The 22,612-nt window shown below is 31.5% G+C and carries 18 protein-coding genes; 11 read left to right on the top strand and 7 right to left on the bottom strand.

Annotation, left to right across the window (positions count from 1 at the left end; translation table 11 throughout):
• The first annotated feature begins 41 nt into the window (after positions 1 to 41).
• The 4 genes from KKQ76_RS03570 to KKQ76_RS03585 all read left to right on the top strand — a co-directional run bounded on the left by KKQ76_RS03570 (position 42) and on the right by KKQ76_RS03585 (position 4,700).
• The gene (locus KKQ76_RS03570) at positions 42 to 1,928 is read left to right on the top strand and encodes an endonuclease (RefSeq protein WP_213195856.1); all 1,887 of its coding nucleotides are present in this window, start codon (positions 42 to 44) and stop codon (positions 1,926 to 1,928) included.
• A gap of 331 nt (positions 1,929 to 2,259) precedes the next feature.
• Positions 2,260 to 3,063 carry a hypothetical protein gene (locus KKQ76_RS03575; protein ID WP_213195857.1) on the top strand — a complete coding sequence of 268 codons (804 nt, stop codon included), beginning with the start codon at positions 2,260 to 2,262 and terminating at the stop codon, positions 3,061 to 3,063.
• A gap of 8 nt (positions 3,064 to 3,071) precedes the next feature.
• Positions 3,072 to 3,911, top strand: coding sequence for a hypothetical protein (locus tag KKQ76_RS03580; RefSeq protein ID WP_213195858.1), 840 nt, complete (start codon positions 3,072 to 3,074; stop codon positions 3,909 to 3,911).
• Positions 3,912 to 3,914: 3 nt separating this feature from the next.
• Positions 3,915 to 4,700 (top strand): hypothetical protein, encoded by a 786-nt coding sequence (locus KKQ76_RS03585; RefSeq protein WP_213195859.1) that lies wholly within the window; start codon positions 3,915 to 3,917, stop codon positions 4,698 to 4,700.
• On the opposite strand, the gene KKQ76_RS03590 is transcribed toward KKQ76_RS03585, so the two are convergent.
• Together KKQ76_RS03590 and KKQ76_RS03595 are read right to left on the bottom strand one after the other, a co-directional pair.
• Positions 4,701 to 6,032, bottom strand: coding sequence for a helix-hairpin-helix domain-containing protein (locus KKQ76_RS03590; RefSeq protein WP_213195860.1), 1,332 nt, complete (start codon positions 6,030 to 6,032; stop codon positions 4,701 to 4,703). It lies immediately after the preceding gene.
• 54 nt (positions 6,033 to 6,086) lie between these two features.
• Positions 6,087 to 6,434, bottom strand: a complete 348-nt coding sequence (locus KKQ76_RS03595) for a MerR family transcriptional regulator (RefSeq protein ID WP_069799204.1) — start codon at positions 6,432 to 6,434, stop codon at positions 6,087 to 6,089.
• Positions 6,435 to 6,514: 80 nt separating this feature from the next.
• Here KKQ76_RS03595 and KKQ76_RS03600 point away from each other — a divergent pair, with 80 nt between their 5' ends.
• Positions 6,515 to 7,414: an SMP-30/gluconolactonase/LRE family protein gene (locus KKQ76_RS03600; RefSeq protein WP_213195861.1), complete on the top strand. Its 900-nt coding sequence runs from the start codon at positions 6,515 to 6,517 to the stop codon at positions 7,412 to 7,414.
• A 44-nt stretch (positions 7,415 to 7,458) separates the two neighbouring features.
• Here KKQ76_RS03600 and KKQ76_RS03605 read toward each other — a convergent pair whose 3' ends face one another.
• The gene (locus tag KKQ76_RS03605) at positions 7,459 to 8,766 is read right to left on the bottom strand and encodes a DEAD/DEAH box helicase (RefSeq protein WP_213195862.1); all 1,308 of its coding nucleotides are present in this window, start codon (positions 8,764 to 8,766) and stop codon (positions 7,459 to 7,461) included.
• A 269-nt stretch (positions 8,767 to 9,035) separates the two neighbouring features.
• Here KKQ76_RS03605 and rpsA point away from each other — a divergent pair, with 269 nt between their 5' ends.
• Positions 9,036 to 10,814 (top strand): 30S ribosomal protein S1, encoded by a 1,779-nt coding sequence (rpsA, locus tag KKQ76_RS03610; protein WP_213195863.1) that lies wholly within the window; start codon positions 9,036 to 9,038, stop codon positions 10,812 to 10,814.
• A gap of 233 nt (positions 10,815 to 11,047) precedes the next feature.
• Positions 11,048 to 11,401, top strand: coding sequence for a 50S ribosomal protein L19 (rplS, locus tag KKQ76_RS03615; protein ID WP_069799210.1), 354 nt, complete (start codon positions 11,048 to 11,050; stop codon positions 11,399 to 11,401).
• 145 nt (positions 11,402 to 11,546) lie between these two features.
• On the opposite strand, the gene KKQ76_RS03620 is transcribed toward rplS, so the two are convergent.
• Positions 11,547 to 12,143: a helix-turn-helix domain-containing protein gene (locus tag KKQ76_RS03620; protein WP_317194555.1), complete on the bottom strand. Its 597-nt coding sequence runs from the start codon at positions 12,141 to 12,143 to the stop codon at positions 11,547 to 11,549.
• A 148-nt stretch (positions 12,144 to 12,291) separates the two neighbouring features.
• On the bottom strand, positions 12,292 to 13,386 hold the full coding sequence (locus KKQ76_RS03625) for a TerC/Alx family metal homeostasis membrane protein (protein ID WP_213195864.1): 1,095 nt from the start codon (positions 13,384 to 13,386) through the stop codon (positions 12,292 to 12,294).
• Between the two features lie 359 nt (positions 13,387 to 13,745).
• On the opposite strand from KKQ76_RS03625, the gene KKQ76_RS03630 reads away from it, so the two are divergent.
• The 3 genes from KKQ76_RS03630 (at position 13,746) to KKQ76_RS03640 (ending at position 19,270) form a co-directional block, all read left to right on the top strand.
• Entirely contained in the window at positions 13,746 to 14,852 is a 1,107-nt protein-coding gene (locus KKQ76_RS03630; RefSeq protein ID WP_213195865.1) for a M14 family zinc carboxypeptidase, read from the top strand.
• Positions 14,853 to 15,129: 277 nt separating this feature from the next.
• Entirely contained in the window at positions 15,130 to 17,670 is a 2,541-nt protein-coding gene (locus KKQ76_RS03635; RefSeq protein ID WP_213195866.1) for an adenosylcobalamin-dependent ribonucleoside-diphosphate reductase, read from the top strand.
• Between the two features lie 187 nt (positions 17,671 to 17,857).
• The gene (locus tag KKQ76_RS03640; RefSeq protein WP_213195867.1) at positions 17,858 to 19,270 is read left to right on the top strand and encodes an APC family permease; all 1,413 of its coding nucleotides are present in this window, start codon (positions 17,858 to 17,860) and stop codon (positions 19,268 to 19,270) included.
• Positions 19,271 to 19,446: 176 nt separating this feature from the next.
• Here KKQ76_RS03640 and KKQ76_RS03645 read toward each other — a convergent pair whose 3' ends face one another.
• Entirely contained in the window at positions 19,447 to 20,046 is a 600-nt protein-coding gene (locus tag KKQ76_RS03645) for a hypothetical protein (protein ID WP_213195868.1), read from the bottom strand.
• 91 nt (positions 20,047 to 20,137) lie between these two features.
• Here KKQ76_RS03645 and KKQ76_RS03650 point away from each other — a divergent pair, with 91 nt between their 5' ends.
• Complete coding sequence (locus KKQ76_RS03650; protein WP_213195869.1) at positions 20,138 to 21,064, top strand: cation diffusion facilitator family transporter; 927 nt, start codon at positions 20,138 to 20,140, stop codon at positions 21,062 to 21,064.
• 135 nt (positions 21,065 to 21,199) lie between these two features.
• Here KKQ76_RS03650 and KKQ76_RS03655 read toward each other — a convergent pair whose 3' ends face one another.
• Positions 21,200 to 22,606: an NAD(P)(+) transhydrogenase (Re/Si-specific) subunit beta gene (locus tag KKQ76_RS03655; protein WP_213195870.1), complete on the bottom strand. Its 1,407-nt coding sequence runs from the start codon at positions 22,604 to 22,606 to the stop codon at positions 21,200 to 21,202.
• Positions 22,607 to 22,612: the final 6 nt, after the last annotated feature.

A 22,612-nucleotide genomic window follows, 5' to 3' on the forward strand; every position in this document is an offset into this window, starting at 1 on the left:
TTAAATAAAGTAGTACCTTTGTAGCCCCCTATTTAATTAAGATGAAGAAGTTTTTACTATTTTTATTTATCGTGCCAATAAGTTATTGTGCACAGATTCCTGTTGGTTATTATAACGGAACTGAAGGATTAACTGGATATGCATTAAAAAGTAAAGTGCATGAAATTATTTCACAAAAAATATTTTCTTACAGTTATAGTCAAATAGGACCGCTGTATGCTTATACAGATTTAGATAAATATTATGAAAATGATAATACCGTTTTAGATATTTATTCTGAAAAACCAACGGAAGCAGACAGTTATAATTATAATTTAACACAGAATATAAGTACTGCAACAGCTGAAGGGCAAGGCTGGAATAGAGAGCATGGAATGCCACAAAGTACATTTTATGGAATTTATCCTATGTATTCTGATATTCATTACTTGGTTCCAGCAGATGCATACATTAACCAAAGAAGAAGTAATTTTCCTTATGCTAGAAATAATGGCGAAAATATAACATTTACTAATGGTAGTAAACTAGGTAAATCTACTACACCAGGATATACCAATACGGTTTATGAACCCATAGATGAATTCAAAGGAGATGTGGCGAGATATTTATTGTATTTTGCAGTAAGATACGAAGGAAATCTGAACCTTTATAATCATCAACTTTCTACTATGCCTCTTGATGGAAGCGAAGAAAAAGCTTTTGAAGGTTGGTACATTACTATGCTTAAAGATTGGAATGAACTAGACCCTGTTTCTCAGAAAGAAAGAGATAGAAATAATGCAGTATTTGCTATTCAAAAAATAAGAAATCCTTTTATAGACCATCCAGAATGGGTAAATATGATTTGGAGTGAGACACCAGATGCAATAGCTCCTCAAGCTCCCACTAATTTGTCGATTTCGCAAGTAGGCAAGAATTTTTTTACCTTTTCGTGGACGCCAAGTTCAGATACAGATGTATTAGGATATAAAGTTTATGTAAATGGAACTTATGTAAAATATTCTAAAACCAATTCGGTTACCATTGATAGATTATCTCCTTCTACGGCATATAATGTGACTGTAAAAGCTTATGATAAAGGATATTTACTTTCTCCAGATAGTAATCAAGTTTCTGCAACTACTTTGTCGAGTGATAATTTTGCTAAAGATTTAATGATTACCAAATATATAGAAGGAACTACAAGTAGTACTTCTGATGTTTACAATACTGCTATTGAAATTACTAATCTTACTGGTCACGATGTGAATTTAGGTAACTATTATTTAAATATAGAATTTAAAAGTTCTACATCTTATTATTTATCAGATCCTTATCAATTAGAAGGGAAAATTGCTCACGGTGAAAGTATTGTGATTATTAATCCTAAATCTAATTTTGATGCAGTAGATGTTAATCAATATAAATTTGTGACCAATTCTACACCATTAACCTTTACGGGAAGTCAATATGTAGAACTTTCTTATGGTATCAAAACTATTAAAACCGTTTCTACCAATAATTATCAAATGCTATTTGAAACGGTAGATGCTATAGGTTCTAGAGGAATTTCTAATACGAATGCCAATAAATCACTTTACAGAAATACTAATGTAAATAATCCTAATAGTACATTTACTGCTTCTGAATGGACAGAATACGGAATGAATTATGCAACAGGATTAGGTAGTTTCTTAGCTGCAAATGAACCTGAAAAAGTAGAATTAGCGTTTGCAATTTATCCAAATCCAGTTTCTGAAAAGCTCTATGCAACTGGTAAAAATCTTTCTAAAGTTTCAAAAGTAGAAGTGTATGATATTTCAGGAAAACTTCTACAAATTATTCCAAAAGCTTTTGAAAATAATAACTATATAGATGTTTCTTCCTACAGATCAGGAGTGTATTTTATAGTAATAGACGGTGTCTCTTATAAGTTCATAAAGAATTAAAGTTAAAGAAAATATCTTATAAAACCATCCATTTTTTGGGTGTTTTTTTTATTGTTTATAAAAATACGTAATCCAACGTATTGATAAGTTACTATTTAAAAATGATATTTGTAATATTAAAATTCTTATTAAAAAAAATTTTGAACATCTTAGTTTTCGACTTATATAAAGGAGAATAAAGATTGTTTTTATTGGTTTTGATTATAGAATAGTTACAATTTATTGTGACTATTCTTTTTATTAATTACGCTGAATTACGTATTGTGTTTTTTTCAAAAAAGCATTAATTTTACGCCATCAGATTTCTTGTCTGAACACAAACACACAAATGATGAAAAAACTATATTCTGCTGTAGCAATACTCTTTATTGCTATGGTTAATGCACAGCATGTAGGAGTAGGGACAGAAACGTTCAGTCCTTCAGAAGTTTTTAAAGTCGTCTCTAATAATAGAGGTGTTCTATTGCCGAATGTTAATATTACAGATCTTAATATTTCTTTACCTATATTAAACCCTGCAAATTCTTTACTTGTTTATAATAATAATATAAACACAGGGAAAGGATTTTATTATTGGAAAGACAATAAATGGAATCCTATCATAGATTCTTCTAATATTTATAAATTATTAGGAATTACAAGATCCGAAAGTGCCGTATCTACTTCTTCATTTACAGATACCTCTTATAATGGTGCAAATTCTTATACAATGGGAGAGTTACCATCAGCTCATGATTGGCAATTAATTCCTGGTTTAACAAAGAATTTTAGCGTGTTTTCTGCTAATAATAATCTTGCAGTTAGTTCTAGTGGTATCATACAAGTAAATTCTACCGGTAATTCTTTAACCTATATTTCTTATGCTATAGGAATTTTTGTAGATGGAAAACTAGCAGGGGTGAAAAACTTTATTATTTATGGAACAGCAAATTGCTTGTTTAATGATTATAACGTATTCTTTACTCTTAATAATTTAACGCCAGGAAATCATACTATAGCTTTATATGCAACAAGTAGAGTGAATTTTGGAAGTTCTTCAGAGTATATTACTTATGGAAGTAAAGTTTCTTCTTGTACTAATATCAATAGTAGTATGGATAAATCTATTCTAAACATTCAAATTTCTGAAAAATAAAAAATAAAATGAAAACTCTATACTCTTTTTTACTCACAGGATTTTTCTACTTAGGATTTTTTTCTCAAGTAGGAATTAATACTGAAACTCCAGATCCATCATCTACATTAGAGATTTACAGTAATAATATGGGAATTAGTTTTCCAAACATTAATTTACTCAGTAAAAATGACACTTCTATAATTAATAATCCGAAGGAGTCTCTAATGGTCTATAATACCAATAATAATTTGCTCGGGAAAAAAGGTTATTATTTTTGGAATGGTACTAGATGGGATTATTTTGTAAGTGATACTAACGTAGATAATCTTAAAAATCATACTAGATATTATTCTGCAATATCTCAAAATAAATACACTTTTTATAAATCTAATAATGAATTTTATGGAGATACTAATCATACAATAGGTGAAAACATAACTGCAAATCCTTCATGGACTGTAATTTCCAATCTTACTAAAAATATTACTATTGATAGAGCAAATAATCAACTGCTCATTACCATTACAGGAATGGTGCATGCAAATAATGCAAATGTTAGTGGGAGAGCAGTGACGAGTTTTGGTTTTTTTATAGATGATAAACTTGTAGATATTAAACCTATTTCTATAGATTTTGATCAATCTTGTACATATAGAGGATTTACTATTTATGCTACTGCTTCTAATCTAGCAGTAGGTTCACATGTTTTCAAATTTGCAATAAGAAATAGATCTACTTCTTCTACCGAAAATGGTTTAAGTATAACCTTCGGAGGCAAAAATCCATCTGCATCATGTACCAATATTTCAGATGATGAAGCTAAGTTAAGTGGTACAATTTTTGTTAATCAACCCTATGAATTTTAAGTCATGAAAAGAAATTTATTATTTATCGCATTATTTATCTCTATTTATAATTTTTCACAAGTTTTAATAACTACCAATTCATCTGTTTACAATGAACCAGATAATTCCTCTGTTTTACAAATTGCAGACAATGATAAGGGATTCTTGATGCCTAGAATTGCTAATGAAAATGTGATTTCACAACCTACAGAAAGTTTGACTTTTTATAAAAGTAGTACAGGTAAATTTAATTTCTATTCGGGTTCTCAGTGGAGTAAAATTTATGAACAAGAAGACGCCGCACAAGTCATTGATGTAACTAAAAATTTTGTTGCTAATTCTTCAGGGAAAACTACTATTACCAATTTCCCTTCTTCTATTCCAAATTTTACAATTGGTTCTGGAACTACGGGTTGGACAGATTTAAACGTTTATACAACTATTAATATTACTAAATCCACTAATATGAATTTAGTAACCGTAGAAGGTATGTCACAGATTAATAATACATCCAATGCATCATCTTATCAATTTGCAGTAGGTATTTTTGTAGATAATGAATTAAAAGTCGTGAGAAAATTTTATGGATATTCTACCAATGCAACATGTCTTTGGAAAAAATTCAATGTTTCTGGAGTCTTTGAAAATCTGTCTGTAGGAAGTCATGTAGTAAAAGTATATGCTTATAATTTGCCAAAATTGTCTAACAATTATTCTAATATTACTTACGGTGGTGCTGCTTCTACTTCATGTAATAATTTAAATGAAGAGATGGCGAGAATATTCCTCACTGCGCAAGTTGCAGAGTAATTATTTTAGGTATAATCGCATTTTAGCTTCATCTTCGGGTTTTGCTTTCATCTTTTCAAAAATGACAGATTCTTTCGGGAAACTAATTCTGTAATAGATGATTTTATTGGCATAATATCTGAAATAAGGATGGTTTTTCAACCAATCTTCTGGAGCATCTAATAAACTAAACTTTTGAACATTCATATTATTTAGCGGAGAGGCATTGATAAGTTTCTCCGCTAAATTTTTGTCAATATTATACGTTTCTAAAATCTGACTACTTTTCATAAAACCACCCAGTTTATTTCTAAAACCAATGAAACTTGCAGCAGATTTTTCATCAAAACCAAATTCTATAAGTTGCTGAAACGTTATTTTATTCAAATCAGTTTTACTGAAATCAGTAGTTGGTTTAGCCTTTTCAGGAAGGTTTTGTGCTGTATTTTCTGAAGTTTTTTGAATGAAATTCAATTTAATATAAGGTTTTAATTCATTAAATTTTTCCTCTGAAATCACAAAACATTTCTTTATGTCTTCTAGTGATTTAAAACTGCCTTTTAGATTTCGCTCTCTATAATTTACAATAACTAAAGCCTGTTTTTCGCTAAAACCTAATTTTTGCCAACCATTTGTATCTAAAGTGTTTGGGTCAAATTCGAAATATTGAATTTTCGGTTTTTCGGAAGCTATATTTTGGTATTTTCTTTCAAAATTTTCGGGTGTTTTTTCTGGAAGAAGCAAGAAAGGAGAGAGTTTTTGGTAATTTTCTGGACTGATGATGAAGCATTCTTTAAATTTTTCTTTACTCACAAAACTTCCTCCTAAATATTGCTTGTACTTAATGATTGCAGCAGCTTGTTTCTCCGAAAAACCTAATTTTGCCCAATCTTTTTGAGAATATTCGTCTGGATTGAATTTACCTTTAATTTGGAGCTCTTTATGCTCAAATTTCGTAAAATTTTTTTGTGAATTTTTAGAATTGTTTTCTGGTAAAAGAATGTAAGGTTCTAGTTCTGCAAACTTTTCTTCGGAGATAGAATAACACTTTTTCAGTTGTTCTTTAGAAGTGAAATTTCCGCCAACAATTTCCTTATATTTTAAAATAGTTTTTACTTGTTTGCCAGTAAAACCTAAGTTTTTCCATTGTTTTTCATTGAGCTGATTTGGGTCAAATTCTGTAAGAAAAATTTGAGGTTCGTTGCTATTTGTAAAATGAATTTCAGGGAATTTTGTTTCTTGTTTTCCTTTGTAAACAAGATAGCTTAATTGAAATATAACAATGAAAATTCCGAGTAAAGAGAGAGCATAGAATTGTTTTTTCCTTATTTCAAAAGGTAATTTGGGTTTCATGGTGTTTGTTTTACCCAAATATAGGAATTTTTAGAAAAAAACTAAATAAAATTTTTAAACGGCTTCGTCTCTATCCAATAAAGAGTTTTTGAGTTTCAAAAGTTCAGATTTTACAAATTCTAAACGGTCTAAAACTTCTACCGTTTCATTGATTTTTTGATTGGTAGTAAGTGCAATTCTGGCTCCGTCTAAAGTATAACCCTTTTCTTTTACGAGATGATAAATGATTTTAAGATTTTTGATGTCTTCTGGAGTAAAATAACGGTTTCCTTTTTTGTTTTTCTTAGGTTTTATAATAGGAAATTCTTGCTCCCAATATCTGATTAAGGAAGCATTTACACCGAAAGCTTTTGAAACTTCTCCTATAGAATAGTATAATTTGTCTGGTAAATTGAGTTTCATAGTCTATAAAATCGAATTTCAAAGATAGAAATTTTTTTGTTTTAAAGCGCTATCGTAACTTGCCAAGAAATTTAAATCTCATGTTTAAAAAAATCACTGCACTTTTCTTCGCTTTCTTACTGATTGTAAATTGTACTTCTAAAAAATCCATAATATCAAACAATTTGGTTCAAAAAAATGCAGAAATAGAGCTTATTTCCAGCCAATTTAGCTTCACAGAAGGTCCAGCTGCTGATGCATTTGGAAATGTTTATTTTACAGACCAACCAAATGATAAAATTTATGTTTGGAACTGGAAAACCAATCAAATTGAAGAATTTCTAGATAAAACAGGAAGAGCAAATGGAACTTTTTTTGACCAAAAAGGAAATTTACTGACGTGTTCTGATGAAAACGGAGAAATTTGGAAAATCAACGAAGATGGAGTAGCAGAAGTGTTAACCACCAATTTTGAAGGCAAAAGATTAAATGGTCCTAATGATTTATGGGTAGATGAAAACAACGGAATTTACTTTACAGACCCTTTATATGTGAGAGATTATTGGAAAAATTTCAAACAAGAAATTCAAGAAAAAAACTTGTATTACAGAAATTCTGATGGTAAAATTACCAAATTAGATACTTTTACTCAACCCAATGGAATTGTAGGAAGTCAGGTATTGAAAAAATTGTACGTTTCTGATATTGATGCTCATAAAACTTATGTGTATGACATTCAAGGAGATGGGAAATTAACAAATAAAAAATTATTTTGTAATTTAGGTTCAGACGGAATGACTTTAGATAATCTAGGAAATCTTTATATTACTGGAAATGGTGTGACGGTTTTTAATAATAATGGAGAACAAATTCATCATATTTCTGTGCCAGAAAATTGGACGGCAAATGTAACTTTCGGTGGCGAAAATTTCTCTACTCTGTTTATAACCGCTTCAAAATCAGTTTACACGTTGAAAATGAATGTTTCAGGAATTAAATAAAAACTTAATAAAAATGCCAAAGATTAATTTCTTTGGCATTTATTTTAATAAGCAATTTCCATTTTTATTTTCTTGCCTTTTAGCTTTTCATTGGCAAGTTTTTTCAGAACATCCTTTACTTTATTCCTCGCAACTGCAACGTAAGAAGTGGTGTCTTTTACTTCAATAATACCGACATCTTCTTTGGCTAATTCTCCTTTTTTGATAAGGTAACCTACAATATCTACTTTGTTGACTTTATCTTTTTTTCCTGCGCTTATATAAATCGTTTGGAAAGGAGTTTTTGCAGGAATTCTGTAATTTTCAGTGATGTTTTCTTCTGGCGTATTTCCTTTAATGAAAGGGAAATTTTCTTCCTCAGTCATAATTAAATACGCAAAACCTTTAGCGTGCATTCTTGCAGTTCTTCCGTTTCTGTGGATAAAAGCATCTTCTTTTGGTGGCAACTGATAATGTACAATAGATTCTACTTCGGGAATATCTAAACCTCTGGAAGCCAAGTCTGTAGTAATTAAAATTCGGGTAGAATCGTTTCTGAATTTTAGCAAAGCGCGTTCTCTTTCGTCTTGTTCCATACCACCGTGAAACGTTTCTCTATCGATGCCTTTTTCCCTTAAAAGTTCAGAAATTCTATCCACAGCATCTCTGTGATTGCAGAAAATTAGCGTTCTTTTGTTCCCGATTTTGCAAATGAGTTTAAAAAGTGTTTCCAGTTTTTCTTCTGGAATCGTCATCACTTTTTTTAATTGAATATTAGGTTTTGCTTCGCCTAATTTTAAAAAGTTGATGGTCTTTTCATTTTCTAATCCTACAAATTTTGGGATATTATCCATCGCAGTAGCAGAAGTAAGAAAACGCTGAGAAATGTTTTTTAAAGAATTGATAATGAAATTCATGTCTTCTTCAAAGCCTAATTCTAAAGCTTTGTCAAATTCATCTAAAACCAAAGTTTTAATGGTTTTCGGCTCGAAATTATTATTTTTGAGGTGATAAGCAATTCTTCCTGGCGTCCCAATTAAAACAGCAGGAGCCTGAGTAAGATTATTGATTTCAATTTTTTTATCGTGACCGCCATAACAAATAGTTACCTTAAAATCAGTTCCCATATTTTTGAAAACTTGTTCTATTTGCAGTGCCAATTCTCTTGCCGGAACCAGAATAATCGCTTGAATTCCCGAAATGTCTTTTTGTAAATTTCTAAGCATAGGAAACAAAAATGCGAGCGTTTTTCCCGAACCTGTTGGGGAAAGCAAAATGATATCTTGTTCGTTTTCAGATGCTTGAAAGGTAGATTTCTGCATTTGATTCATTTCCTGAATCTGCAGTTTTTCATAAATTGGTTGTAATTCCATTTTGCAAATTTAAGGTAAAGGTTTGGGTTTATCAGAAACTTATTGATAATGCATTAAATTAAGGTCTTGATTAAGTATATTTTAAGTGGAATAATTCTTTGAAAATTAGCAGAAAAAGCCATTGCTATTTTGTAAAAAGTTTGTATTTTTGCACCACTTTTGTGGAAGTAGTTTTGGCGAAGTAAAACATTAGTAATTAACATCTTCCGTATTTTTTAGAATCCACATTATGCCAAAGCTAAAAAAGAAGGAATACAAATTTTTTTATTATGTCTGAATTGACAAACCAAGAAGCATTATTAAATGCAAACGTAGCACCAGAACAATTTGATTGGGATTCTTTTGAATCAGGTCTTGACGCTGATGCAAGAAAAGAAAAAAATGATTTAGAAGAAATCTACAAAGGTTCTCTTAATGATCTTTCTGAAACTGATGTAATCATCGGTAAAGTAGTAAGATTAACTGATAAAGAAGCGATTGTAGATATCAATTTCAAATCTGAAGGTGTAATTTCTCTTAACGAATTCCGTTACAACCAAGGTTTACAAGTAGGTGATGAAGTAGAAGTAATGGTAGACAGAAGAGAAGACAAATCTGGTCAATTACAATTATCTCACAAAAAAGCTAGAACGCTTAAAGCTTGGGATAGAGTAAATGAATACCATGAGTCTGGAGAAATCGTAAACGGTTTCGTAAAATCTAGAACTAAAGGTGGTATGATTGTAGATGTTTTCGGTATCGAAGCATTCTTACCAGGTTCTCAAATTGATGTTAAACCAATCAAAGATTACGATCAATTCGTAGGTAAAACTATGGAATTCAAAGTTGTGAAAATCAACCCTGAATTCAAAAACGTAGTAGTATCTCACAAAGCGTTAATCGAAGCTGATATCGAAGGTCAGAAAAAAGAAATCATCGCTCAATTAGAGAAAGGTCAAGTTCTTGAAGGAACAGTTAAGAACATTACTTCTTACGGTGTATTCATCGATTTAGGAGGTGTAGATGGTCTTATCCACATTACAGATCTTTCTTGGTCTAGAGTTAACCATCCATCAGAAATCCTTTCAGACGGACAAGTGGTGAAAGTGGTTATCCTTGATTTCGATGATGAAAAAACTAGAATCCAATTAGGTATGAAGCAATTAGAAGCTCATCCTTGGGATGCTCTTTCTGCTGACTTAAAAGTAGGTGACAAAGTAAAAGGAAAAGTAGTAGTTCTTGCTGACTATGGTGCATTCGTAGAAGTTGCTCCAGGTGTAGAAGGTCTTATCCACGTTTCTGAAATGTCTTGGTCTACTCACTTAAGATCTGCTGGTGATTTCGTGAAAATTGGTGACGAAGTAGAAGCTGTAGTTCTTACTTTAGATAGAGAAGAAAGAAAAATTTCTTTAGGAATTAAACAATTAACTCCAGATCCATGGGCTGATATCCAAACTAAATATCCAGTTGGTTCTCAACACGTTGGTACTGTAAGAAACTTCACTAACTTTGGTGTATTCGTAGAACTAGAAGAAGGAATTGATGGTCTAATCTACATTTCTGATCTTTCTTGGACTAAGAAAATCAAGCATCCATCTGAGTTCTGTGCTGTAGGTGATAAACTAGACGTAATCGTTCTAGAATTAGATACTGAAGCTAGAAGACTTTCTTTAGGTCACAAACAATTGACTGAAAATCCTTGGGATAAATTCGAAACTAAATATGCAGAAGGAACTGTTCACTCAGGAAAAGCTACAGATGTTTTCGATAAAGGTGCTCAAGTACAGTTCGAAGATGCTGAAGTAGAAGCTTTTGCTCCTTCTAGATTATTAGAAAAAGAAGATGGTTCTAAAATCAAAAAAGGTGAAACTGCTGATTTCAAAGTAATCGAGTTCAACAAAGAATTCAAAAGAGTAGTTGTATCTCACACTGGTATCTTCAGAGATGAAGAGAAAAAAGCTGCAAAGGAATCTAAACCAACTGCATCTTCTTCAGGTGAAGAAAAATCTACACTTGGTGATATTGATGCTTTAGCAGAATTAAAGAAAAGAATGGAAGAAGGTAAATAATCTTCCTGAGATTTCATAAATTTTAAACCGTCTCATTTTATAAATGAGGCGGTTTTTTGTGTTTAACCTATAACTCATTGATTTACTTGTTATTGATTTAAGTTTTTATCAATAAAAATTGCAAAAGATATTTGCTTGTTTCAAAGAAAATTAATAATTTTGCAACCTGTTAATCAACCTCTGACGAAAGCCGTGAATGTTGTTTAGCTTTCCAAAAATTATTTTTATAAAAAATGGATTTATTAAAGTACGTACAAGACAAGTACATTGCTAAAAAAGAATTCCCAGAATTCAAAGCTGGTGATACCATTACTGTGTATTACGAAATTAAAGAAGGTAACAAAACGAGAACTCAGTTCTTCAAAGGAGTTGTAATCCAATTGAGAGGAACAGGTGCTACTAAAACTTTCACCATCAGAAAAATGAGCGGTGATGTAGGTGTAGAAAGAGTTTTCCCAATCAACATGCCTGCTTTACAAAAAATTGAAGTAGATAGAAGAGGAAAAGTTAGAAGATCTAGAATTTTCTACTTCAGAGATCTTAGAGGTAAGAGAGCAAGAATCAAAGATGCTGCTTACAAAAAGTAATCACCTCTCTAGAAAAAAGAATAAAAGCATTCCAAAAATTTTTGGAATGCTTTTTTATTTTATGGAATCTAAGAATTTTTAATTTCTATTCATCACATCATCAATCACATTATCACATTATCACATTATCACATCATCACATCAACTATGGTTCAAAAGCCTCGAATTTTCCGTTTTCGTAGAAAAAAACAATTCTTTTAATCTTGTTTTCAGTAGTTGAATTTGTAATTGATTGATTTACAATATTTTGAACTTCTGAAATGTCTTCCTGAACTTCTAATCGCTGAGAATCGCTTATTTTTTCTTTTTTTGGAGTAGGGAAAGATGTATTAGATTCTCGCGGCGTTTCTTTTTGAAGATTTTCTTGAATAAAAATTTCATTTTTATAATCTTCATCAATTAATGTAAAAAGATCAGGCGAAGAATTTTCTTCCTCTAGATTTAATTTTGATTCACTAGTGGATAGAGCAGAATTATTTTGTAGCATTTCTCCCTGGCCTAAAATAATCCAATCCCAACTGATTTCAGGAAATCTATTTTTTATCTTGACAATGAATTCTAGGGAGGGTTTATTTCTCCCCGAAATGATATGTGAAATACTGGAACGCTGAACATCTATTTCGTCTGCAAATTCTGATGCGGTAAATCCAGAATATTCTAAAATTTTAGTAAATCTGTCATTTATATTCATGTTACAAATGTAATAATTATAATTTACATAAGTAAATACAAATGTAAACAAAGGGAAAGTTTACAATTTTACATTTGTATAAGTACAACTAAAACCATTATGAATAAAGGATTTATTGTAATTTACAATATTAAAATTCTAAAATATTTTTCTAATAAAGCACAAAAAAAACTCTCATTACTGAGAGTTTAAATTTTTATTAGTGATGATGAAGATGCTTTTCATCGTCTGGATTAAATTTCAGTTTCCTGTCTTTTTTCTTCTCTGGAAAAAGTAATGAGAAGAATACACTTGCTCCTAAAATGCTTACAATGATTAACAAGGAATGCGTAGTAGTAAAGCCCCATTCTTCTAGATAACTATGTCCTAGCATTTTTAAACCAATAAATGTGAGTAATGCCGCTAAACCTATTTTTAAGAATCTAAACTTATCAATAATTCCTGCTAATAGGAAGAACATAGAACGAAGTCCGATAATCGCAAAAATGTTCGAAAAGAAGACGATATAAGGATCTTTAGTCACCGAAAATATTGCAGGAATAGAATCTACTGCAAAAATCAAATCGGTAAATTCTATGATGATAAGAACTAAGAATAATGGCGTAAGTTTCTTAACTCCATCAATCGTTACAAAGAATTTACTGCCTACAAAATGTGGATGAACTTTAAAATATTTATTGGCAAATCTTACAACTGGGTGGTTTTGAGTATCTATTTTCTCATCTTTATCTTTATCCACAAACATTTTAATACCTGTAAACACTAAAAATGCTCCAAATACATACATTATCCAGCTGAATTTCTCAATTAAAGCTGCTCCTACAAAGATGAAGATGAAACGCATAACGATAGCGCCTAAAATGCCCCAAAAAAGAACTCTGTGGTAATTTCTTTGTGCCACTCCGAAAGCCGTAAATACTAATACGATTACAAATATATTATCTACAGATAATGCATATTCTACTACATAACCTGTAAGATATTCTAATCCTAAATTCTGATTATAAATAGCAATACTGTGCTCTAAATCATTTGGAATTACCGTAATAGGATGGTGATGTTTGTTAATCACCGTTTGTAATTTCTCAATACTATCAATTCCATGGAGCATATGTCCATAAGTAATTAACAGAAAATAAAAGCCTAAAGATAGACAAACTACAAAAAAACTCATTAATCCAGCTTGTTTCAGTGAGATGGTGTCTGATTTTTTGTGCAATAGCCCTAAGTCTAAAGCTAATATGAAAAAGATAAATACTACAAAGGATAGTAGAAATAAGGTCTCGTTTGACATAAATTTTAAAATTTTAAGTGGTCAAAGATAACTATAATTAAGAAAATTTCAACATTTTACATTTGTAAATATATGAAATCTGAAAACTTTATTAACATTAAAAATGTTTAATGATATAACTCTACAAATGGCTTTACTAACAGGATTTAAGTATTAAAGTATATTTATAAATTAGCTTTATATAAATTTCATAAAATACTGATTTTGTATATTTTATATTTTTTAATTATGAAAAATGTAATTAACAATTTTTTCCACAGACATTATGTCTTTTTTTATTGTTTAAATAATTTACAAATGTTAATTAGGAGATTAATTCTTTTTATAGTATTTTTGAATCGTCAAAATTTATCCACATTATGCATTCTACTTTTCAGTATCAGAAAAACCCTAATTTCCCAAATCGTTATATTTCGCCTAAAAGCCTTCAAAATTTTCTACAAGAGAATCTCAGCGATTATATTACTTTAATTGGTACTTCTACTCTAGGTGAGCCTATTTATCAATTTTCTTATGGTTCTGGTGATATTAAGGTCTTGGCTTGGTCTCAGATGCACGGAAATGAGAGTAATTCTACTCACTGTATGCTGGATTTGTGGTATTCTTTAGAATCTCAACCTCAACTCAAAGAAAAATTATTCCAAAATATATCTTTAGATTTCATTTTTATGCTCAATCCAGATGGTTCTAAAGTTTGGTCGCGCAGAAATTCTCTTGATATAGACATGAATAGAGACTATTTACAGAATGCAAGCTGCGAAATGAAGCTCTTAAAAGAAATTGCGTTTTCTAAAAAATATGACTATGCATTGAATTTACACGAACAGAGAACTATTTTTTCTACAGATGGTAAAAATCCCGCTACTTTATCATTTTTAGCACCTTCAGAAGATTATGACAGAACTGTTACCGAAAATCGTAAAAAAAGTATGGCGGTTATCGCTAGTATATATAATGTATTAAGAATGCAAATTCCTAATCAGATTGCAAGGTATTCTGATGAGTTTTACCCAACTTCTACTGGTGATAATTTCATGAGAGCGGGAATTCCAGTAATTTTATTTGAAGGTGGTCATTTTCCTGATGATTATCAACGTTTTGGGACTAGAAAATATTACACAATTGCTTTATATACAGCGCTTTCTAGTATTGGATTGTTAGATAGAAAAACGTTTGGTTATGAAACATATTTCGAAATTCCAGAAAACAAAGAATCGCATTTTGATGTTATTTATAGAAATGTGAAACTTAATACAGATTTTGAATGTGTATTAGATGTTGCGGTTCAATATAAAGAAGAAATTAGAGAAGGAGAAGAAGAAATATCTTTCGTTCCGATTGTAGTAGAGGTAGGAGATCTGCACAGAAAAAAAGGTTGGAAAGAAATAGATTGTACAGGAAAGAAATTTATTTCAGATAATAAATTCCCTAAACTAGAAGCCATTCAGAACTTTACTATTGAATAAATTAACAATTTTATTCTTTATATGATAGATTTAGCCTATTAATTTTTGAAAAATTATTAGGCTTTTTTATTTTCCAAATTTTATTTTATAAAAAACTTGTTTCTTGATTTATATCATAAAAGCTTACAAATTTTTTGATTTAAATAATTGATTTTAAGTATTTTAATATTTTTAAATTTTCAAAAAGTTTACAAAAATGAAAATTTATTTTAAAAATTAATATTGAGGATTTAATTTTTTGTCTAATTTTATTGTATCAAAAAATTAATTATCTGCCATGGAGAAAACAACCAACCAACAAGCGTATGAAGAAACTTTAAACTATTTCAAAGGAGACGATTTAGCAGCCAGAGTTTGGGTAACCAAATATGCACTGAAAGATTCTGATGGGAATATTTATGAAAAAACACCTGATGATATGCACCAAAGAATTGCTTCTGAGGTTGCGAGAATAGAAAAAAAATATCCCAATCCGCTTTCCGAAGCAGAAATTTTTGATCTAATAAAAGACTTTAAATATATCATTCCGCAAGGAAGTCCAATGACGGGAATTGGTAATAATTTCCAGATAGCTTCGCTTTCTAACTGTTTTGTAATTGGTAACGGAACCAATAGCGATTCTTACGGAAGTATTATGAAGATAGACGAAGAGCAAGTTCAACTCATGAAACGTAGAGGTGGAGTTGGTCATGATTTGTCTTACATTCGTCCAAAAGGTTCTGCGGTGAAGAATTCTGCGCTTACTTCTACAGGTTTAGCGCCGTTTATGGAGCGTTATTCTAATTCTACAAGAGAAGTAGCTCAAGACGGAAGAAGAGGCGCTTTAATGCTTTCTGTGTCGATAAATCATCCAGATTCTGAGGATTTTATCAATGCTAAATTAGAGCAAGGAAAAGTAACTGGAGCTAATATTTCTGTAAAAATAGATGATAAATTCATGAAAGCGGTAAAAACTAACAGTGAATATCAACAGAAATATCCTATTTACAGCAAAAATCCTAAATATACCAAGACTATTTTTGCAGATGAAATTTGGAAAAAAATCGTACATAACGCTTGGAAATCTGCTGAGCCAGGAATTCTATTCTGGGATACGATTATCAGAGAATCCATTCCAGATTGTTATGCAGATTTAGGCTTTGAAACGGTTTCTACCAATCCTTGCGGCGAAATTCCCCTTTGTCCTTATGATTCTTGTAGATTAATTGCGATAAATCTTTATTCTTACGTAGAAAATCCATTTACCAAAAAAGCGAAATTCAATTTTGAATTATTCAAAAAACACGCTGGTTTTGCACAAAGAATGATGGATGACATCATTGATTTGGAAATGGAGAAAATTGATGCAATTTTAGCTAAAATTGAAAAAGACCCAGAAAACGAAGAAATAAAACATACTGAAAGACAACTTTGGGAAAAAATCCGCAAGAAAACCCTTCAAGGAAGAAGAACAGGAGTAGGAATTACGGCAGAAGGTGATATGTTGGCGGCTTTAAATTTAAGATATGGAAGCAAAGAAGCCAATGAGTTTTCAGTGGAAGTTCACAAAAATTTGGCACTTTCTGCATATCGTTCTTCAGTAGAAATGGCGAAAGAAAGAGGAGCTTTTGAAGTTTTTAATGCAGAAAAAGAAAAAAATAATCCTTTTATTTTGAGATTAAAAGAAGCAGATGAGAGTCTGTATCAAGATATGGTGGAATATGGCAGAAGAAATATCGCTTTATTAACCATTGCACCAACTGGAAGTACCAGTTTGATGTCTCAGACTACTTCTGGAATTGAACCGGTGTTTTTGCCTGTTTACAAGCGTAGGAGAAAGGTAAATCCTAATGATAAAGATGTAAGAGTAGATTTTGTAGATGAAGTGGGAGATTCTTGGGAAGAGTATATTGTTTTCCATCATCATTTTAAAACTTGGATGGAAGTGAATGGTTATGATATTTCTAAAAATTATTCGAACGAAGAAGTTCAAGATTTAATCGAGAAATCTCCGTATTACAAAGCCACTTCTAATGATATTGATTGGCTCAGCAAAGTGGAAATGCAAGGTGCGATTCAAAAATGGGTAGATCATTCTATTTCGGTGACCATTAACATTCCTAATGAAGCTACAGAAGAATTGGTGAATCAATTATACATCAAAGCTTGGGAAGTGGGTTGCAAAGGCGTTACGGTTTACAGAGACGGTTCTAGAAGTGGAGTTTTAGTTTCTGCTGATGATAAAAAAGAAGAAAAAGATGAGGAAGAAACTACTTCATCTTTAGAAGCTTTCCCTACAAAAAGACCTCAGATTTTAGAAGCTGATGTGGTGAGATTCCAAAATAATAAAGAAAAATGGATTGCTTTTGTAGGCTTGGTTAATGGTAGACCTTATGAAATTTTTACAGGTTTGGCAGATGATGAAGAGGGAATTATGCTTCCACGTTGGGTAAATGAAGGTTTGATCATTAAAAATAGAGACGAAAACGGTGTTTCTAGATATGATTTCCAATTCAAGAATTTAAGAGGTTATAAAACAACTATTGAAGGACTTTCTCATAAATTTAATCCAGAATTCTGGAATTATGCGAAACTCATTTCTGGAACTTTAAGACACGGAATGCCAATTGAAAACGTGGTAGAATTAATCAACAGATTAGAATTAGATTCAGAATCTATCAATACTTGGAAAGCAGGTGTTGCAAGAGCTTTAAAACGCTATATTCCTGATGGAACTGAAGTTGACGGACACAAGTGTAGCAATTGTGGTTCTGACCAAGTCGTTTATCAAGAAGGTTGCCTGATTTGTAAAAATTGTGGAAATTCTAAATGTGGGTAAGAGTCGGAAGATGGAAGACGGAAGTCCGAAGATTAAAAAGTTGACGTTTATTTGTCATGGACTTCGTCTAATCTTCTATTTCCGAAGGAATCTAAATAATTTTACTTAATTTATAAACAATGAGCCACAAATCTTTGTGGCTTTTTAATTTTCTAATATCTTTGATAGTCTTTACTAAAAATAAACTATGAATAAAAAATTAAAACTTTGGGACGCAACCATGCTCGTGATGGGTTCCATGATTGGAAGCGGAATTTTCATTGTTTCTGCGGATATGATGAGAAATCTCGGTTCTGGATATTGGCTCATCGTCGTGTGGATTATTACCGGAATTATGACGGTTGCAGCCGCTTTAAGCTATGGCGAACTTTCGGCAATGTTTCCAAAAGCAGGTGGACAATACACTTACATTACAGAAATTTTCGGGAAAAGACTCGGATTTTTGTACGGTTGGGGAATGTTTACTGTGATTCAAACAGGTACCATTGCAGCAGTTGCGGTAGCTTTTGGGAAATTTTCGGCGTATCTTTTTCCAGCGCTCAATGATGCGGCTCCGCTTTTCCAAAGTGGCGAATTTAAAATTACTTGGATTCAAATCCTTGGTATTGCGGTGATTTTGTTGCTCACTTACATCAATACTCGAGGTGTAGAAAGTGGAAAACTCCTTCAAAATATCTTTACAGGTTCTAAAATTGTCGCGCTTTTAGGGTTGATTTTTTTAGGTTTTATATTGGTTAAAGAATCTTTTTGGAACGGAAATATGAATTTTGGTTGGGATTCTTTCAATAATTTGGTCAAAGATGACAAAGGAAATTATCTGAAACTCGGTTGGGAATCTATTTCTGGAGCTACGCTTTTCGGAGGAATTGCTGCAGCAATGGTTGGTTCCGTTTTTAGTTCGGTAGCATGGGAAAACGTGACTTTCGTTTCTGGTGAAATAGAAAATCCGCAAAAAAATGTGGTAAAAGCGATGGTTTTAGGTACAATTTCGGTGATGTTGCTTTATTTGTTGGTGAATTTCGTTTATCTGAATGCTTTAGACAGAGATTCCATCGCATTTGCAGCGAATGATAGAGTAGCAGTTGCTGCTTCGGAAAAGATGTTTGGAAGTGTAGGAACGATTATTATGGCAGTTCTGGTGATGATTTCTACTTTTGGTTGTGTGAACGGAATTGTTTTGGCGGGAGCTAGAGTTTTTCAAACGATGGCAAAAGATGGACTTTTCTTAAAATCTGCTATCGAAAATAATAAAAATGGCGTTCCCGAAAAATCTCTTTGGATGCAGGGAATTTGGGCTTCACTTCTCGCTTTGAGTGGACAATACGGTGATTTATTGGATATGATTTCTTTTGTGATTGTGTTGTTTTACATGATTACGGTTTTTGGCGTGATTTACATGAGAATAAAACAACCGAATGCAGAAAGAAGCTACAAAACGTGGTTATATCCTGTAACTCCTATCATTTATCTATTGATAGGAACAGCGTTTTGTGTATTGTTATTCATTTACAAACCAAATTACACTTGGCCAGGATTGCTTCTTATTTTGATAGGTTTGCCAGTATATTATTTGATTAATAGTAGAAAAACGGAAGAATAAAATTTAGAATTTTTTTATCAATAGGAACGGGCTAAAGCCCGTTTTTTTATTTGGAAAATTCATTTGGCTTTAGCCGAAAAATTTATTTTAGAGATTTTAAATTTATTATAAATTTTTAGTCTTCATCTTTTATAGTTATTACATAATTCCATTGTCTGAAATTAAAAAGAATAAGGTTAATTATCAATTATAAATTGTTGAATTTTACAATGAAAATTATCAATTTCTTTGCTTAAATCTTTAATGTGTGGAATTTTACTTACATCTATAACATCATTGTTAGAAACATATTTATGTATTTCACTAAATATATCACTTAATTTTTTGAATTCATTTTTATTTAATATTGGAAATAAATGTTTTTTATATTTAATAAAACTGTAAAAATTATTATCAAGAAAATATAATTCATTAATCCTAGAGCTTTTATCTTGTTTAACTAAAATAATCCATATTTTATCAATTTCTTGACTAATATTATTATATTCATTTTCTCTTAACTGTCTAATAAATCTACGATTTTCTTCAAATATTATTTTGTTATTTCTGTTATCATCAATTTTACTTATGTAAAAGGCTATAAATATTGTAGTAATTAGGGTTAAAAAAGAAATTAAAGTATTTATAACTCCACCAATATAATCACCAAAGGCTCCCCAGTCGGAAATGTTATCAGAAATTTTCTGATTTTTAAAATTAGTGTAAAATAAGAGCAAAAAAGGAATAATAAATAAAAGTATTGATAAAGTAAGAATGATTATTTTTTTTGTTTTCACAATGTTTAATATTTATGTAAATCTAATAAATTAAAAACCATCAAATCAATTTTCTCAAAAAAAATCCCGAAATTTGGATAAAATTTCTTTCATGTCGCATTCTCACGATCACGGTCATAGTCACGTTCCGGCGCTAGATTTAAACTCTAAAAAACTAAGAAACGCTTTTTACATTGGGATTTTCCTTAATTCTGTTTTTGTTATTATAGAAGCAGCGGTAGGTTGGTCTCAGAATTCATTGGCGTTGCTTTCAGATGCGGGGCATAATCTCAGTGATGTAGTGAGTTTGATTTTGGCTCTCATTGCCTTTAAATTAATGTATTCTAAAGCTACACAATCTTATACTTACGGTTACAAGAAAGTGACGGTTTTGGTGGCTTTGCTTAATGCTTTAATCCTTTTTGCGGCAGTTGGCGGAATTATTTTCGAAGCGGTTTTTAGATTTTACAATCCTCAACCTTTGCAAGGAAAAGTAATGGCAATTGTTGCGTTTATTGGGATTATCATCAATGCGTTGACTGCTTATTTTTTCATGAAAGATAAAGACAAAGACCTCAATATTAAAGGTGCTTATTTACACATGGCTGCAGATGCTTTGGTGAGTTTGGGTGTGGTAATTGCAGGTGTTGTGATTATCTTTACCAATTGGTTTTGGTTAGATTCTGTGATGAGTATTGTGATTGCTTTGGTTATTCTCTACGGAACTTGGAGTTTGTTTACTCAAAGTCTAAAATTGGCTCTTGATGGAGTTCCGGAAGGAGTAGATTTCAATAAATTAAAGGAACAAATACTAGGAATAGAAGGGGTAAAAGATTTTAAGCATCTTCATATTTGGGCATTAAGTACCACAGAAAATGCGCTTACTGCACATCTTCAAGTAGATAAAAGTCTTTCTCTAGACCAGATTGAAAATCTAAAAGATAAAGTAAAACACGAGCTAGAACATTATAATGTACACCATTCTACTTTAGAAATTTATTTTAATGATAGAGAATTCAAAGAAGAGGAAATGCTGTAAATGTTATAAATTATTAGTTTTGAGTTATGAGTTGAAGTTTTGATTTAATCATAAAAAATCCTGTTCAGATTTGAACAGGATTTTTGTTTTTATAGTTTATATAAGTTGAAGATTTTCCTTCCTTTAGGATTTATTTTACAGATTTTTAATCTCAGAGATTAGGTCTTGTAAAACTTTTTTCGCATCTCCGAAAAGCATTGAAGTTTTTGGTCTGTAGAATAATTCATTTTCAATTCCTGCGTAACCAGGCTTCATACTACGTTTGTTTACGATAACGTTTTTAGCCAATTCAACTTCTAAAATAGGCATTCCGTAAATAGGAGAGGATGTGTCTTCTTTTGCAGCAGGGTTTACTACGTCATTTGCTCCTAAAATGAGCACTACATCTGCAGTTGAGAATTCTTCATTGGCTTGTTCCATTTCCATTAATTTTTCATAAGGAACATCGGTTTCTGCCAAAAGTACGTTCATGTGTCCCGGCATTCTACCAGCAACTGGGTGTATCGCGTAGAAAACATCTACACCTTTGCTTTCTAATAATTTTTCTAATTCATGACAAGCGTGTTGAGCTTGAGCTACTGCTAAACCATAACCAGGAACAATCATTACTTTGCTGGCATAAGTCATGAGAACTGCTGTATCGCTCAACGTGATTTCTTTCACAGTTCCACCAGAAGGAGAAGTTCCGCCAGAAGATTTTGCGCCACCTCCAAATGAACCAATCAATACATTCAATAAAGAACGATTCATGGCGTTGCACATTAAAATGGTTAATAAAGTTCCAGCTGCTCCTACCAAAATACCACCAGTTAACATTACTTTGTTGTCATACAAAAATCCTCCACAAGCTGCGGCAACTCCCGTAAATGAATTTAACAAAGAAATTACAACAGGCATATCTGCGCCACCAATTGGGAATACGAAAAGTAATCCGTAAAGCGTAGATAATCCAAAAATAACATAGAATAAATAAGCGTTTTCTGGACTGAGAGTCATTACCAAATACACTGATAATCCTAAAATAGCCAATAGAATAGCGATATTCACGAATTGCTGACCAGGAAAAGCAAAATCTTTTTTAATGTTTCCATTCAGTTTTCCCCAAGCAATCATACTTCCTGCAAATGATACAGAACCAATGATTAATCCTAAAAGGATAATAGAAAGTGTTCCTAAATTTACTTCGCCAGTAGTATTGTGTGATAAATGATTGAATTCAACCAAAGAAATTAAAGCGGCACAAGCTCCTCCCATTCCGTTGAAAAGGCTCACCATTTGTGGCATTGCTGTCATTTTCACTTTTTTGGCAGCTAGTGCTCCCACGATTGTTCCGATGAGGATTCCGCCAAAAATCCAACCGTAATTTCCTAATTTTTGACCTTCTTCATCTTGATAAAGAAAAATAGTTCCTAAAATGGCTACTACCATTCCTGCTGCTGCTAATAAATTTCCTTTTCTAGCAGTAGCTGGATTCGAGAGCATTTTTAACCCTAAAATAAAGGTTACTGAACCAATGAGGTATAATATTGTAAGTAGTCCCATGATTTT

The organism is Cloacibacterium caeni, assembly GCF_907163105.1.
In the GTDB taxonomy this organism is placed as follows: Bacteria; Bacteroidota; Bacteroidia; order Flavobacteriales; family Weeksellaceae; genus Cloacibacterium; species Cloacibacterium caeni_A.

Excerpts from the sequence above, each read along its gene's own strand:
- KKQ76_RS03570 (WP_213195856.1), top strand. The coding sequence starts at position 42 with ATGAAGAAGTTTTTACTATTTTTATTTATCGTGCCAATAAGTTATTGT.
- KKQ76_RS03575 (WP_213195857.1), top strand. The coding sequence starts at position 2,260 with ATGAAAAAACTATATTCTGCTGTAGCAATACTCTTTATTGCTATGGTT.
- KKQ76_RS03580 (WP_213195858.1), top strand. The coding sequence starts at position 3,072 with ATGAAAACTCTATACTCTTTTTTACTCACAGGATTTTTCTACTTAGGA.
- KKQ76_RS03585 (WP_213195859.1), top strand. The coding sequence starts at position 3,915 with ATGAAAAGAAATTTATTATTTATCGCATTATTTATCTCTATTTATAAT.
- KKQ76_RS03590 (WP_213195860.1), bottom strand. The coding sequence starts at position 6,032 with ATGAAACCCAAATTACCTTTTGAAATAAGGAAAAAACAATTCTATGCT.
- KKQ76_RS03595 (WP_069799204.1), bottom strand. The coding sequence starts at position 6,434 with ATGAAACTCAATTTACCAGACAAATTATACTATTCTATAGGAGAAGTT.
- KKQ76_RS03600 (WP_213195861.1), top strand. The coding sequence starts at position 6,515 with ATGTTTAAAAAAATCACTGCACTTTTCTTCGCTTTCTTACTGATTGTA.
- KKQ76_RS03605 (WP_213195862.1), bottom strand. The coding sequence starts at position 8,766 with ATGGAATTACAACCAATTTATGAAAAACTGCAGATTCAGGAAATGAAT.
- rpsA (WP_213195863.1), top strand. The coding sequence starts at position 9,036 with ATGTCTGAATTGACAAACCAAGAAGCATTATTAAATGCAAACGTAGCA.
- rplS (WP_069799210.1), top strand. The coding sequence starts at position 11,048 with ATGGATTTATTAAAGTACGTACAAGACAAGTACATTGCTAAAAAAGAA.
- KKQ76_RS03625 (WP_213195864.1), bottom strand. The coding sequence starts at position 13,386 with ATGTCAAACGAGACCTTATTTCTACTATCCTTTGTAGTATTTATCTTT.
- KKQ76_RS03630 (WP_213195865.1), top strand. The coding sequence starts at position 13,746 with ATGCATTCTACTTTTCAGTATCAGAAAAACCCTAATTTCCCAAATCGT.
- KKQ76_RS03635 (WP_213195866.1), top strand. The coding sequence starts at position 15,130 with ATGGAGAAAACAACCAACCAACAAGCGTATGAAGAAACTTTAAACTAT.
- KKQ76_RS03640 (WP_213195867.1), top strand. The coding sequence starts at position 17,858 with ATGAATAAAAAATTAAAACTTTGGGACGCAACCATGCTCGTGATGGGT.
- KKQ76_RS03650 (WP_213195869.1), top strand. The coding sequence starts at position 20,138 with ATGTCGCATTCTCACGATCACGGTCATAGTCACGTTCCGGCGCTAGAT.
- KKQ76_RS03655 (WP_213195870.1), bottom strand. The coding sequence starts at position 22,606 with ATGGGACTACTTACAATATTATACCTCATTGGTTCAGTAACCTTTATT.